The organism is Asanoa hainanensis (assembly GCF_900188485.1).
In the GTDB taxonomy this organism is placed as follows: Bacteria; Actinomycetota; Actinomycetes; order Mycobacteriales; family Micromonosporaceae; genus Asanoa; species Asanoa hainanensis.
This window is the reverse complement of sequence record NZ_FZPH01000008.1, coordinates 1-13,624: the sequence shown is the minus strand read 5'-3', so window position 1 is coordinate 13,624 and position 13,624 is coordinate 1. Positions and strand designations below refer to the sequence as shown.

16 protein-coding genes are annotated in these 13,624 nt (G+C 70.3%); 2 read left to right on the top strand and 14 right to left on the bottom strand.

Annotation, left to right across the window (positions count from 1 at the left end; genetic code table 11):
* The first annotated feature begins 4 nt into the window (after positions 1 to 4).
* Positions 5 to 532, top strand: a complete 528-nt coding sequence (locus CHC05_RS40830; RefSeq protein ID WP_144022693.1) for a ferredoxin — start codon at positions 5 to 7, stop codon at positions 530 to 532.
* Here the strand turns inward: CHC05_RS40830 and CHC05_RS20145 are convergent.
* The 4 genes from CHC05_RS20145 to CHC05_RS20130 form a co-directional block, all read right to left on the bottom strand.
* Entirely contained in the window at positions 461 to 1,690 is a 1,230-nt protein-coding gene (locus CHC05_RS20145) for an MFS transporter (protein WP_179266285.1), read from the bottom strand. The two genes, CHC05_RS40830 and CHC05_RS20145, sit on opposite strands and share 72 nt — an antisense overlap.
* Before the next feature lie 154 nt (positions 1,691 to 1,844).
* Positions 1,845 to 3,512 carry a monocarboxylate uptake permease MctP gene (mctP, locus tag CHC05_RS20140; protein WP_089251630.1) on the bottom strand — a complete coding sequence of 556 codons (1,668 nt, stop codon included), beginning with the start codon at positions 3,510 to 3,512 and terminating at the stop codon, positions 1,845 to 1,847.
* Between the two features lie 5 nt (positions 3,513 to 3,517).
* Positions 3,518 to 3,754 carry a DUF3311 domain-containing protein gene (locus CHC05_RS20135; RefSeq protein ID WP_089251114.1) on the bottom strand — a complete coding sequence of 79 codons (237 nt, stop codon included), beginning with the start codon at positions 3,752 to 3,754 and terminating at the stop codon, positions 3,518 to 3,520.
* A 119-nt stretch (positions 3,755 to 3,873) separates the two neighbouring features.
* Entirely contained in the window at positions 3,874 to 5,199 is a 1,326-nt protein-coding gene (locus CHC05_RS20130; protein ID WP_089251112.1) for a glycoside hydrolase family 18 protein, read from the bottom strand.
* Positions 5,200 to 5,484: 285 nt separating this feature from the next.
* Here CHC05_RS20130 and CHC05_RS20125 point away from each other — a divergent pair, with 285 nt between their 5' ends.
* Positions 5,485 to 5,817, top strand: coding sequence for a barstar family protein (locus CHC05_RS20125; RefSeq protein WP_179266284.1), 333 nt, complete (start codon positions 5,485 to 5,487; stop codon positions 5,815 to 5,817).
* Between the two features lie 41 nt (positions 5,818 to 5,858).
* On the opposite strand, the gene CHC05_RS20120 is transcribed toward CHC05_RS20125, so the two are convergent.
* From CHC05_RS20120 to CHC05_RS20075, 10 genes are all read right to left on the bottom strand, one after another.
* The gene (locus CHC05_RS20120) at positions 5,859 to 6,080 is read right to left on the bottom strand and encodes a hypothetical protein (RefSeq protein ID WP_144022692.1); all 222 of its coding nucleotides are present in this window, start codon (positions 6,078 to 6,080) and stop codon (positions 5,859 to 5,861) included.
* Positions 6,081 to 6,506: 426 nt separating this feature from the next.
* Positions 6,507 to 6,920 carry a hypothetical protein gene (locus CHC05_RS20115; RefSeq protein WP_245871078.1) on the bottom strand — a complete coding sequence of 138 codons (414 nt, stop codon included), beginning with the start codon at positions 6,918 to 6,920 and terminating at the stop codon, positions 6,507 to 6,509.
* 111 nt (positions 6,921 to 7,031) lie between these two features.
* Positions 7,032 to 7,583 (bottom strand): HEAT repeat domain-containing protein, encoded by a 552-nt coding sequence (locus CHC05_RS20110; protein WP_089251106.1) that lies wholly within the window; start codon positions 7,581 to 7,583, stop codon positions 7,032 to 7,034.
* A 94-nt stretch (positions 7,584 to 7,677) separates the two neighbouring features.
* Complete coding sequence (locus CHC05_RS20105) at positions 7,678 to 8,046, bottom strand: YciI family protein (protein WP_089251104.1); 369 nt, start codon at positions 8,044 to 8,046, stop codon at positions 7,678 to 7,680.
* A 94-nt stretch (positions 8,047 to 8,140) separates the two neighbouring features.
* Complete coding sequence (locus CHC05_RS20100; RefSeq protein ID WP_089251102.1) at positions 8,141 to 8,629, bottom strand: hypothetical protein; 489 nt, start codon at positions 8,627 to 8,629, stop codon at positions 8,141 to 8,143.
* Between the two features lie 8 nt (positions 8,630 to 8,637).
* A complete protein-coding gene (locus CHC05_RS20095; RefSeq protein WP_144022691.1) occupies positions 8,638 to 9,180 on the bottom strand; it encodes a hypothetical protein in 543 nt (180 codons plus the stop codon).
* Positions 9,177 to 10,505 (bottom strand): S41 family peptidase, encoded by a 1,329-nt coding sequence (locus CHC05_RS20090; protein ID WP_144022690.1) that lies wholly within the window; start codon positions 10,503 to 10,505, stop codon positions 9,177 to 9,179. The genes CHC05_RS20095 and CHC05_RS20090 overlap by 4 nt, the downstream gene beginning before the upstream one ends.
* A 44-nt stretch (positions 10,506 to 10,549) precedes the next feature.
* Complete coding sequence (locus CHC05_RS20085; RefSeq protein WP_089251096.1) at positions 10,550 to 11,692, bottom strand: bifunctional RNase H/acid phosphatase; 1,143 nt, start codon at positions 11,690 to 11,692, stop codon at positions 10,550 to 10,552.
* Positions 11,650 to 12,390: a zinc ribbon domain-containing protein gene (locus CHC05_RS20080; RefSeq protein ID WP_089251094.1), complete on the bottom strand. Its 741-nt coding sequence runs from the start codon at positions 12,388 to 12,390 to the stop codon at positions 11,650 to 11,652. The genes CHC05_RS20085 and CHC05_RS20080 overlap by 43 nt, the downstream gene beginning before the upstream one ends.
* The gene (locus tag CHC05_RS20075) at positions 12,387 to 13,226 is read right to left on the bottom strand and encodes a Nif3-like dinuclear metal center hexameric protein (RefSeq protein ID WP_089251092.1); all 840 of its coding nucleotides are present in this window, start codon (positions 13,224 to 13,226) and stop codon (positions 12,387 to 12,389) included. The genes CHC05_RS20080 and CHC05_RS20075 overlap by 4 nt, the downstream gene beginning before the upstream one ends.
* Positions 13,227 to 13,624 lie beyond the last annotated feature (398 nt).

Below are 13,624 nucleotides of genomic sequence, written 5' to 3'. Positions count from 1 at the left end.
CACGTTGACCGGCTACTGGGATCCGACGCCACACCTCGACCTGAACCCGCACTGGTACGGCACCTGGGCGGACCGCAACTGGCGCAACGTGCCGGGGCCCATCTACGCCGCGCTGACCGACAACTGCTGGGTGGGCCGGCTCCACGCACCCCGGCACATCCTCTACGGCGCCGACAACCAGTACGACACGGAGTTCCTCTACCGCCAGCCCCGCTCGGAGGCCGAGCTCGCCGACGTCGTCCGCGGAATGAACCAGGACCCGTGCAACGGCTGGGCGTACGACGGTGACGCGCACTGGACGCCGGACCTGGTCCGCGCCTGGTGGCGGGACCGGGGCCGACTCCTGGAATGGATCAGTGACGCCTACGGGCGATGGCACGCTGGCAACGAAGACGAGCGGGAGGCCGCGACCGGTCTGCTCGACTACCGCGCGTACGTCGACGGCGAGCTAGCCGATCACCTACGGGAGTACATGTTCTTCCTCGACAACGGCCGGCGAACGACCGAGCGCGACCAGCTGCCCGCGCTGTGACCGCGGCGCCAGGATGGCGCCGACCGAGAGCAGGACCGGAAGCGCGGCCACCGCGAAGCACCACGCCAGCGGCACCCGCCCGATCAGCAGGCCGACCGCCGCCGTGCCGCCCGAGGACCCCGCGTTGAAGGCCGTGTTCACCCAGGTGCCCGCCCGGGTGCGGGCCGACGGCGGCGCCTCCTGGTCGGCGAGCAGGTAGGCCGTCGTCAGTGCCGGTGCCACGAACACCCCCGCCAGCGCCATCCCGGCGGCCAACGCCACGATGCCCGGTGCCAGCCCGGTGATCGCCAGGACCACCGCGACCGCCAGCGCCAGGAGGGCGAGCCGTTGACGGTGCGGCAACGCCCAGTTCCGAGCGCCGTAGGCGAGGCCGCCCAACGCGCTCCCGGCCGCCAGGGCCGCCTCCACCCAGGCCACCGCAGCGGTCTGGCCCCGGCCCGCGGCGAACGCGACGACAAGCAGTCCGACCGCGCCCAACGCCAGCCCGAGCCCGCCCGCCACGAGAACCGGTTCGACCAGCCCCCGACCGCCGGGCAGGCGGCCCGCCACCGGACCGGACGAGGGTCGGGGCCAGGAGGCGGCGGCCGGTGACGAGACCATCGCCAGCGTGCCGGTGATCACCAGCAGCGCGCTGACCGCTACGCCGAGGGCCGGGTGGCCCACCGCGATGAAGACGCCCGCGAGCACCGGGCCGGTCACGAACAAGAGCTCCTCGGCGACCGTGTCGAGGGCGAACGCGCGTTGCCGGGCGGCCGGGTCGGGCAGCAGGTTGCTCCACATCGCGCGCATGATCGGGCCGAGGGGTGGCGAGCAGACGCCCGCCGACGCGGTCAGCGCCAGCAGGAGCCCGGCCGGCGCGCCCGGTCGCCAGGTCGCGGCCGCCAGTGCGACCAGCAGGACGGCGTAGGCACCCGCCAGTGGCGGCAGGACCCGCCGTGGTCCGTACCGGTCGATCAGGCCCGCGCGCAGCGGCGCGACCAGGACGACGCCGAGCCCGAACAGCGCGATCGTGACACCGGCCAGGGAGTAGGAACCGGTCGCGCCGGTGACGGCGACCGTGAGGGAGACGAAGACGACGCCGTAGGAGAGGCGGCCGACCAGGGCCGCTACGAAGGTTCGCAGGGCATGCGGAGTACGCAGCACGGCGCGATAGGACATGGCTTTGTTCCTCGGGGAGAGCGGGAGTAGGGACGCCGGAGGGCCGCGCGAAGCGGGCCGGCGTCGTCCTACGCACGAAGGAGGAACATGCCGCTGATCCTAGAGATCATGGGCGCCCCCTGTCGACAGGCAACAGGGGGCGCCCATGAAGCGCTCAGACCTTCGGGGACGGTGCCGGGTCGAGGTCGGGGTCGGTGCTGGTCGGCTGCGCCGGCACGGAGACCCGCGGGTCGCCCTCGTCGGCGAAGTAGTCGTCCTGCACGGTGTCGTCGCCGCCGTCGGGCACCTTGCCGGCCCGCAGCGCGAGCGTGGCCAGGGCGGCGACAGCCAGGTTGACGGCGACGGCGACCAGACCGACGTACACGGTGGTCTTGGTGTCGAAGCCGAACTTGTCGAGTGAGAACGCCGAGCCGCCGAAGTGCGCTCGGCCGGTCGCGGCGTTGGGGACCTGGTAGAGCATCCACGTGCCCAGGCCCATGCCCGCCACCCAGCCGGCGATCAGGCCGCCGCGGTGGAACCACCGGGTGTAGATGCCCAGCGCGACCGCCGGCAGCGTCTGCAGGATGATCACGCCGCCGATGAGCTGGAGGTCGATCGAGAACTGCGGGTCGAGGAAGACGATGCAGGCGACCGCGCCGACCTTGACCACCAGCGAGGTGATCTTGGAGACGTTGGCCTCCTGCGCCGGCGACGCGTCGCGCTTCAGGTATTCCTTGTAGATGTTGCGGGTGAACAGGTTGGCCGCGGCGATCGACATGATCGCGGCCGGCACCAGGGCGCCGATGCCGATCGCGGCGAACGCGATGCCCGTGAACCACGACGGGAACTGCTGGTCGAAGAGCAGCGGCACCACCGTGTTGCTGTCGACCGAGCCCTCCTTGGCGCCGGGCAGCGGCTTGACCCCGGCCGCGATCGCCATGAAGCCGAGCAGCGCGATCAGGCCGAGCAACAGGCTGTAGGCCGGCAGCGCGGACATGTTGCGCTTGATCACGTCGCGGTTCTTGCTGGCCAGCACGCCGGTGAGGCTGTGCGGGTAGAGGAACAGCGCGAGCGCCGAGCCCAACGCCAGCGTGATGTATTGCCACTGGTTGGCCGCGGTCAGCAGGATGCCGTCGTTGGGATTCGGCGAGGCGTCGAACTTGGCGTCGGCCGCGTCGAAGATCGAGCCCCAGCCGCCCAGCTTGTAAGGCAAATAGATGATCGCCACCAGGATCACGATGTAGATCAGCGTGTCCTTGACGAACGCGATCAGCGCCGGCGCCCGCAGCCCGGACTGGTAGGTGTAGGCCGCGAGGATCGCGAACGCGATGATGATCGGCAGGTGCCGGGCGATCGCGCTGTCGCCGGTCACGCCCATGGTCTTGAGCACGGCCTCGATGCCGACGAGCTGCAGCGCGATGTAGGGCATCGTCGCCACGATGCCGGTGATCGCGATCAGCAGCGCCAGCGTCGGCGACTGGAAGCGGGACCGCACGAAGTCGGCCGGCGTCACGAAGCCGTGCCGGTGCGAGACCGACCAGAGCCGCACCAGGACCAGGAAGACCAACGGATAGATGATGATCGTGTACGGGACGGCGAAGAAGCCGGCCGCACCGGCACCGAAGAGCAGGGCCGGCACCGCCACGAAGGTGTACGCCGTGTAGAGGTCGCCACCCACGAGGAACCAGGTGATCCAGCCGCCGAAGCTGCGCCCGCCCAGGCCCCACTCGTCGAGGTGGGCCATGTCGTTGGGTGCCCGCCACCGGGCCGCGACGAAGCCCATGCCGCTGACCAGCAGGAACAGGACGCTGAAGATGACGATCTCGGTTACGTGGTCGCCCATCGTGCTCACCGCCGCTTCTTGGTCATCTGGTAGACGACGGTGGTCGTCGACACGCCCAGCACGATGAACAGCAGCTGCAGCCAGTAGAACGTCGGGAAGCCGAACAGCCGCGGCGAGTCGTTGTTGAACAGCGGCGTGATCAGCGGGACGACGATCGGCACGAACAGCAGCCAGTTCCACGCGCTCTTGTCTTTGGCGCGGGCGACCGTCGGCCCGGGTGCGGGTGTTTCTGGATCACTCATGACAAACCTCCGGCCGTCATGGTTCGTTTTGACGGCCGGAGGTTATCTGTCCGGTGTGACATAACTCGCCGTTCAACGGAGCCGACGCGCTGAACGGCTCTTCAGTTGCGCCGAATGGCCTACGGCGTCCAGAGCCCCAGGTGCAGGGTCTTCGTCAAGGTCGCGTTGTCGTCGTCGCCGTCGAGCGACCAGACCATCGCACCGCCGAGCCGCTCGGAGCGGATCCACAGTGCCTTCTGGAGCAGCACCGCCGGGTCGTCGTACGTCCAGAAGGTGGTGCCGTTGTAGAGCCAGGCGGTGCCGGCGCGCAGGTCGCGGTAGACCCGGTAGCCGTCGGTGCCAATCTTGGTCTTGAGCACCTTGTAGTCCTCGGAGCCCGCCTCGAAGGTCGCCGGCGCGGCGCCACCGGTCGACGTGCCGAACAGGCCGTTGCGCCCGCCGGTCACGCCGGTCCAGCCGCGGCCGTAGTACGGGATGCCGACGACCAGCTTGTCGCGCGGCGCGCCGCGATCCCGCCAAGCGTCGATGGTGTTCTCGATCGAGAACGACGGCCCGGGCGCACCGGCCGGGATGCGCAGCGCCGACTGCTGGTTGGCGGTCGCCTCCCAGGTGCCGTGGAAGTCGTACCCCTGGATGGTCGCGAAGTCCAGGGTCTTCATGATCTTGGGAACCTCGAACCCGGCGTCGATGGCGGTCGGGTTCGCCGGGAGGAACGCGCTCAGCTCGAAGTGCTTCTTCTGGCTCTTGCCGTACGCGTCGAGCTGCTTGCGGAACTCGGCGACCAGCTTGGTGAAGTTCTGCTTGTCCTCGGGGCGGTAGACCGTGTCGACGTCACCGGGCGAGCCCGGCCATTCCCAGTCGAGGTCGATGCCGTCGAAGACGCCCTTGAGCGTGCCCGGCCCGCCCGCGCTGCCGTCGGGGTTCGGCAGGTTGCCCTTGAGGTAGAGGTCGATGCAGGACGAGACGAAGGTCTTGCGCGAGGCGTCGGTGAGCGAGGCGTCGGAGAAGTGCGTCGACCACGACCACCCGCCGAGCGAGATCATGACCTTGAGCTTCGGGTACTTGACCTTCAGCTTCTGGAGTTGGCCGAAGTTGCCGTTGAGCGGCTCGCCCCAGTTGTCGCCGACGCCGTCGACGCTCTCCTCCGCGGGCACGGTCCGCTGGTAGTCGGCCCACGAGTCACCCTCGGGCGCCGCACCGTCCACGTAGCACTTGCCGTCGGGACTGACGTTGCCGAACGCGTAGTTCAGGTGCGTCAACCGCGCGGCGGCGCCGGAGGTGTCGAGCTTCTTGACCGGGAACGCCCGGCCGTAGATGCCCCACTGGGTGAAGTAGCCGACCTGGCGGAAGCTCTGGCCCTTGCGTTCGGACGCCGAGGCCGGCACCGAACCGAGAGCGGACACGAGGAGCGTTGCTACGGCCGCCACGGCGGCAATTCTGCGCATCAGGACTCCTGTCGGAAGGAAACAGTAAGGCTTCTTTCCTGTACGCGCCGAACGTAGGCTGTCGAATCGACGCCCGTCAAGCGTCCGGTCGGCCAGTCGGCGCCATGGATGGTCGGCTAGCGCGATGGTTGGTCGTCGGCTTTCGGCGGGCGCACGAACCGCCGGCAACGCTCGTCGCACGCGCCGAACGCCGCGAATTTGCGCCGGACCCCCGGAAACGGGCGCCGAGCAGAGGCAATTGGTGGGCGCCGCTGCCTCATGAGCGATACCGTGCGGCCGAATGCCGTGACCGCAGGGTGGAACGGCCCGATCGTCATGGGAGCCGACGTGCTCGTCGAGATACCCGGCAGCCAGGTGCGAACGGAGCTTGACTTCCACCAGGCGTTGGCGAGCCGGCTGGACTTCGGTCCCTACTACGGTCGCAACCTCGACGCACTGTGGGATCGGCTCTCCGCCGACATCGAACGACCGGTTCACCTCGTCTGGCACGACGCCGACGTCAGTCGACGGCAGCTTGGCCCGCAGCTGTACGACCGGATCCGCAAGGTGCTGGATGACGTCGTAGAGCGGGACGAACGGCACGACCCAGTCGAGCGGTTCACCTACGAGCTCCGGTAGAACGTCCCCCGAACCCTCGGATCACCGAGAACCAGCTGGCGTCAGGGGTGGTCGATCGGATAGGCGACCTCCGGCACCACCTCGATCGGCATGATCTCCGCGTGGACGTCGGCGTGGGCGTGTGCGTCGGCGAAGGCTGCTTCCTCGGCGCCCGGTTCGTCCGGCCGCTGCTCACCGGACCAGCCACATTCGCAGCTCGCGATGAAGAAGGGCGGGTATTCGTCCTTGTCCTTGACGTACATGACCTGAACGCTTTCGAACACGTCGCGCTGCTTCTTTCTCCACCACGCCACCGCGAGCTCCCGAGATCTCGAAAGAACCATGAACGAACATGATCACGCGCCCGGCATCACACCCGCATCGGTCGATGCGGCCGTCGCCGACGCCGATGGACGGAAGTCCGCGACCGCCTGTTAGCGCCGGATCTGCCATCCATCCCAGAGCCGCGGGCAGGGTGAGTAGCACCGATCGGCGGAGGTCATCGCGAGAGTCGAAGGGCCCGCGGGCCTACCCGCCGGTCGGCAGCCTGGGGTGAACCGCGGGAAAGTGCCACAGAAACCAACCGCCGGGCGTACGCGCCCGGTAAGGGTGAAACGGTGGGGTAAGAGCCCGCCAGCGCGCCGGGTGGCCGGAGCGGCTTGGTAAACCCACCCGGAGCAGGGCCAAAAGGGTCACCGCCGGTGGCTACGTCAACTCTCGGGCGCCCTCAACGACTCCCACGTCGCCACGAGCGCCGGATCTGGTGGGATCCTGACATCGTCGGGCCGGGTGACCTCGTCTCCCTGCGGGTCGTAGATCATGAGTCCGTAACGTCGGGCGAGTTCATCGATCAGGCTCAGCGCCGGGTCACTGCGCTGCGAATAGCTCAGCTGCATGCTGACGTGATCGATGCCCACATCAAGCGGCGTCGACATCCAGGGCGAGTCCTCGTCGTACGGCGGGAAGTCGGGATAGTGCGACCGCAGGCTCTCGTAGAAGCCGACGATGCGGTCGTCCAGCTCGCCTTCGACGTGGCTACCGCTGTCGCACCGCCGCACCATGGCACGCACCTGCTCGTCGCTCGCGTTGGGATCGATCGCCACCACGACAAGGTCGAAACTCACGAGCACATAGTCCCCGACCAACCCTCACCAATCGAGGTGATCAGTACGGCTGGCCGCACACCTTCCAGTTCGCGATGTCCCCCCGAGGTGATCCGCGTCTCGGCGCGGCTCTCAGCGGTCGCGGTGTCGCCGGCTCGCTGGTGAGGGTGGCTCGCCGTTGCGGATCTTCGCCAAGTGGTACGCGGCTAGATCTCGAACGACGAGGTCGGGCGAGCGGGCAAGCGACTCCAGCGCGGCGATCGCATCGCCGGTGCGGATATCGCTGAGCGCCCACATGCACTTGCGGGACAACGCGCGATTCCCGTCGTACGCGAGATACGGCAGGTCCAGTTCGGCGGCGCGGTGCAGCGCCGGCACGGCCGCCGGGTCCGCGAGTTGTTGCAGGAGCCGTGCGACGTCTTCGTGCCTGTGGTGCCACTCAGCCACGAGCAGCTCACACAGCACCGGGACGCGTTCGGGGCCGAGCTGGTCGAAGCGAGCCATCAGCCCGAGGCCGGCCTCGACTCCGTCCGCGTCGCGGCGGTGCATGGTGTCGGCCAGAAACCCCGGCAGGAACTCCGCGTCCGACCGCGGGTCCGCGCCCAGGACTGCCACGGTGTCCGCCTCGGACCTGGTCCCGAGCAGGAAGTCCCACACCACCGTGTACTGGGAATCGCTCAGCATCCCGCTCCGCCCGTCAGAGGCGGCACATGCGCACCTGGTCCTAGCCAGCGCCGGGCCCCAGGGCTCCCCCCGCCCGGCGCTGGCTGAGCGGCGGCTAGCGCGCGGCTTCGCGGACCATCGCGTCCAGGTCGGCGTCGGGCATGATCTCCCGGACCTCCTGGGCGCACTGGCAGGCCGCCGCGATCTTGGCTGCCCACTCCAGCGCCTCCGCTCGGGTCGGGACGTCGACGACCACCAGCCCGCCGATGACCTCCTTGGTCTCCGGGTACGGGCCGTCGGTGACGATCCCGTCCGTCGCCACGATGCTCGCCTGCTGGCGCAGCAGGCCACCGCCGTAGACGTACACCCCGGCCTTGATGGCTTCCTCGCACACCGCGTGCGCGGCCTCGCCCACCTCAGGAAGGTCCTGGTCGCGGATGTGGTCCATCGCGCCGTCGTTGAACGAGATCAAGTAGTGCGTCATCGCCTGACTCCCTTGTCGCGGCGACCGCTTCCGGCCGCCTGCCATCTGTCCTACGAACGACCCGCGCCGGATCGGACACGACTCCGGAAGGAAATCAGCGGGTGAGCGCCTCCGCCAGCTCGGACCACGATTCCACGCGATGCACCGCGGGCAGGAACGTGCGGAACCGCGCGATCTCCGCCTCCGACGGCTGGAAGAGATACCGGTGCGGCACCGTCGTCAGGTGCGAGAGCACTTCGAGGCGGTCGTCGACGAAATGGGTCAGGCCCAGCCGCTCGGCGATCGGCGCCTTGCCCTCCCGGGTGCGGCAGAAGTGGACCTGGTCGAGGGTGATGCCGGTGCGGTCGAAGAAACGGTGCTGGAAAAGCCATTCCCGCGTACGCGCCTCCGTCGCCTCGCCGCACTTCGAGACGACGAACATCCGCGGGCCGAACCGTTCGCGCGCCAGCCGGGCCAGCGCGTCGATCGCGCCGGGCATCTCCGGTCGTTCCAGGTAGCGCGCATGGAACAGCTCCGTGTCCTCGGAACGGTCCGTCGGCACGATGAGCACGCCCCCGACGTCCACGCCCAGCGCGTCAGTCAAAGCACCACCTAGGCTTCCTGGGCCGGCCGCACGCGCGCCCCGTACATGGTCTCCAACTGCGCCATCCGCCGCGCGATGTGCTGGCCGGGCTCCAGGGCGAACTCGGCCGCCAGGTGCCCGAGCAACGCGGCCTCGGTCGGGTCGTCGGGTGGCCCGCCGCGTTCCAACCGGTTGATCATGTCCTGCCGGTCCCAGGCGTACGCGAGGCTTTCGAGACCGAAGTAGCCCGCGTTCCTGCCCAGCGCGAGGAACTCGCGGATGTCGCCCGCCAGGATGTGGTTCGGCTGGTCGAACGCCATCGGCACGGTCATCACCACCGGCGCCACGCCCTCGCAGTCGACCAGCGAGAAGTGCACGCCGTTGACGCCCGTGGCCGCGAACGTCGTGGCGTGCGCCGGCGTACAGTCGTAGCCCCACGCGCGGGCCAGGGTCGGGTCACCCAGGAACAAGCCGACGGGCGCGAAGACGGTCTCCGGGTCTCCCCCGAGCCGTTCGGCCAGCCGCCACAGCCTGGTCCACCCGGCAGTGAATGATTCCGGCCCCATGGTCATTCGCAGATGATGCCAGGCGAAAGCGCACGGATGGCGTCGAGGGCCGGATCCTCCTTCCGGGCGTACGCGGCGAACGTCGGTGGCGTGTAGAGGTCTGGTGGCAGCCACGTCCGGTGGTCCATCGGCCACGACGTCTGCCAGTACAGGTCGGACACGTTGACCTGGAACCGGCTGTGCGGCAGCTCGAACGGCGCCGTCTCGCCGACGAAGTTGGGGCTCGACCCGGTGGGCTCACCGACGAACAGCGCGGGCGTGTGGTTGGCGATCATCGTGCTCAGGTTCTGCGCCGCCGACAACGTGTGCCGTCCGATGACCACGAAGATCTCCCCGGTGTACGCGACGAGCCGGTGCAGAAATGGCACGGTGAGGAACGTGTTGCCGCCCTCGTTCCAGCGCAGGTCGATGACGAGCCGGCGGGGCGCCCGGCGGGCGAGATCGGCGAACAGCCCGGCCACGAACGCCGCGAAGGGCTCCGCCGGGTCGTCGGTGACGCTGTTGATCTGCACGTACAGCAGGTCGTCGTCGGGCTGGTCGGTGTACCAGTAGGGCGCTCCGGCGTTGCGCAGATAGAGCGGCAGCGGCGGCGCCAGCAGGAAGCTCCAGCCCGGCGGGCAGGGCCGGGCGTCGGACTCCCCCTTGCTGACCGGCCGCGCGGGCACGGTCACCTCGGTGCCGGCGGCCAACCACAGGGTCACCCGGTCGTCGTGCCGGGCGACGCCGAGGGCGTGCAGGAGCGTGGTCCGCGGCAGCTTGCGCGTGACTCCGGCGAGGGCGCCGTACGCGTTGTCGCGGCCCACGATCCGGTCGACCCGGGCGAGCACCTCGTCGAGCTCGACACCGTCGAACGCCAGCACCTCGGCACCCAACAGGTCGGCCTGCTCCGGCGCGGCGGCCGTGACGAACACGCCGTCCGTGAAGTGCTCGAACCGCAGCGGCACCGCCAGGTGCAGGTCGGCCCGGTCAGCCGGAGGATCGACCCGGGCGTGCCCGTCGCCGAGCGCGGCCACGATCCGCGACAGCCCGACGAGGAACTCGGCGTCGGACAACCGATCCACGCCGGGGCGCAGCAGCTCGACCTCGGCGTCGACCGACGTGTGCCGGAAGGCCCGCCGCTTCACCTCACGGGCGAAGAGCTCCAGATCCCCGGCCCGGCCGGGAGCGAGCGGCGCGAGGGGCCAGCGCTCGTCCTGCCGGAGCGCCGCCAGATGTGGGTCGGAGACCAGCACATCGAGGTCACGGAACCCGAGCTCGAGCGCCGACCGCAACGCGTCGAACGCACCGTCGAGATCACCCAACCGGGCCCGGCACTGCGCGACCCGGTGCACCACCTCGGCCGGAAGCGGCGTCGCGGACCCGAGCCAGGCTCCGATCAGCGCAGGTGTGAGGTGTCGTTGACCGTGCGGACGGCTACCCCGCCGTCCGGCCAGGTGTCCACCGTGGACACGCCGGCCGGGTCCAGATACAACCGGTGCAGGAAGCCCGGCCCGCCCGCCAGCGCGTCCTGCAGGATCAGCTTGATGGGTGAGACGTGGGAGACCACGACCACCGCGCTCGACGGGTACGTCGCCTGCAGTGCCGAGACCGCTCGGCGGGCTCGGGTGGCGACCGCGGCGAACGACTCCCCGCCCGGCGGCGCGACCGACGGGTCCGCCAGCCACGCGTCGAGCTCGGAAGCCCACCCCGCGCGTACCTCCGCGAACGTCAGGCCCTCCCACGAGCCGAAGTCGCACTCGATCAGGTCGTCGTCGACCCGGATCGGGACGCCGCCGAGCTCGCGGGCGATCGCCTCCGCCGTCGAGCGGCAGCGGGACAGGGGCGAGGTGACCACCGCGACCGCGTCCGGGGCGCGGGCCGCGACCAGGACGCCGGCCGCCGTCGCCTGGGCCTCGCCGACCGTCGAGAGCGGGACGTCTCCGCGGCCCGAGTAGCGGCCCTGCGACGTGAACGCGGTCTCGCCGTGCCGGACCAGCAGCATCCGGGTCGCGCCCTCGATCGGGCGGGGCTCCCACGATCGTGGGGCCGAGGCCGCGGCCGGCTCGGCCGACGACACCGGGGCGATGCCGGCCGCCGCGTCCATGGCGGCGTTGGCCAGGGCGTCCGCGTGGGTGTTGCGGTCGCGCGGCACCCAGGTGAAGGTGACCTTGTCGAAGCGGCTGACCAGGGAGGCCGCCTCCGCCGCGAGCGGGCGCAGGCCGGCGTTCTTGATCTGCCAGCGGCCGGACATCTGCTCGACCACGAGCTTCGAGTCCATCCGGATGTCGGCCTCGGACGCGCCGAGGTCGACGGCGGCCCGCAGGCCGGCGATCAGGCCCCGATATTCGGCGACGTTGTTGGTCGCGATGCCCAGCGCCTCCGAGCGTTCGGCCAGCACCGAACCGGACGGCGAGAAGACAACCGCACCATAGCCGGCGGGGCCCGGGTTGCCGCGCGCGCCGCCGTCGGCCTCGATGACGACGCGGGTGGGGGCACTCACAGGCCGGACTCCTGGGTCCGGACCATGATCCGGCGGCATTCCTCGCAGCGGACCACGTCGTCCGCCGGGGCGGCCTTGATCCGGGCGAGGTCGGCGCCGAACAGCTCGATCCGGCAGCCTCCGCAGCGGCCGTGGGTGAGCAGGGCCGCGCCGAGGCCGCCCGACGACTCGCGGACCTTGTCGTACAACGCCAGCAGGTCGGCCGGGATGTCGCCGGCGACCGGGCCACGGGCGGCGATCCGGGACTGCTCGTCCGCGTCGATCTCGGCCAGCAGCTGGTCGCGCCGGACCTCGGTGTCGCCGCGCTTGCCGCGGGTGGACTCCAGCCGGCCGAGCACCTCGTCGAGCGCGCCCTGCGCGGTCTCCCGCTGCTCCATCAGCTCGAGCTCGCTGTCCTCCAGCTCCGACTGGCGGCGGGTCAGGGAGACCAGCTCGTGCTGGATCGCCTCCAGCTCACGGGCCGGGCCGCCGCCCATGGTCAGCCGGGCCTGGTCGCGGTCCTTGCGGGCGCGGACCTGCTCGACGTCCTTCTCCATGCGGGCGATGTCGCGGTCGAGGTCGTCGACACCCACCTGGGCGCGGACCCGCTCGTCCTCGAGCGCCGACAGCTCCCGGGCCAGGGCTTCCAGCTCCCCGTTCTCCGGCAGCGTCCGGCGCCGGTGTGCGATCTGGGCCAGCGCGGTGTCGATCGCCTGGAGGTCGAGCAGCCGGCGCTGCGCCTTTGGTTCGGCCTTCACGGGAGCGGCTCCTTCGGCGGGGTGAAACGGGCGGACGTGGCGTGCAGCGTCCAGGGGTCGGTGTCGAGGTCCGAGACGAGCACGTCGACCTCCAGCGTGGCACGCAGGTAGGCGGCCAGGTCGTCGAGCCACGGGCGCTCGGTGGCCCAGTGTGCCGCGTCCAGCAGCGCGGGGCCACCTCCGGCGACCGCCTCGCTGGCCGGGTGGTGGCGGAGGTCGGCGGTGAGATAGGCGTCGACGCCGGCGGCGGCGGCCGCGCCGAGGAACGAGTCGCCGGCGCCGCCGCAGACCGCCACGGTAGAGATCACCCGGTCGGGGTCGCCGGCGGCCCGGACACCCCAGGCGGTGGGCGGGAGCACGGCGGCGGCCTGCTCGGTGAGTGCGGACAATGGCCGGGGCACGGGCAGCCGCCCGATCCGGCCGGTGCCCACGTCGGGCGAGACACTCGACGGCACCAGCGGGCGCAGGTCGACCAGTCCGAGCCGGGCGGCGAGGGCGTCCGAGACGCCGGGCGAGGCCACGTCGGCGTTGGTGTGCGCGGTGAACAGCGCCATGTCGTTCTTGACGAGATCGTGGACGATCCGTCCTTTGTAGGTGGTCGTAGCGACCGAGGAGACGCCGCGCATCAGCAGGGGATGGTGGGCGACGATCAGGTCGGCGCCGGCGGAGCGGGCCTCGGCGACGGTCTCCGGGACGGCGTCGACGACGCACAGCACGCGGCTCACCGGCGCCAACGGATCACCGACGACCAGACCGACCCGATCCCACTCTTCCGCCCATGCGGGCGGATAACGGTCGTCAAGTGCCTCGACCGCCGCAGCCAATGTCGTCCTCATCGGCGCAGATCCTACCTTCGAGCGCACTTCGAAGGTCACGAGCAGGATGACTCGGGTTCGTCGTGGGCGCGACCGTTGCTCATTGGGTGATCCTGGTGCTGCCTGGTTGTTGGATGGCCGGGTAGCACCTGGGCCGTTAGATCATCGCCAACCGTTGCAGCCCCCGGTTTGAGGGCCTGCGGGAGTTTCCGCGGGGTCTGGCGGTCCGGGACATCCCGACTGGCAACAGGGCTACTGCGCCGTTGAGCGCCCGTCAATGAGCGTCCGGCAGTGATGTCCCGAACCACCAGGTGCTTCCCCACTGGGTTGAGCAGCGGAGGAGCTTGGGTTGAGTGTGACTGATGACGGCGGCGCGGCGCGAGCGGTGACGGTCGGTGTCGACTGGGCCACCGATGATC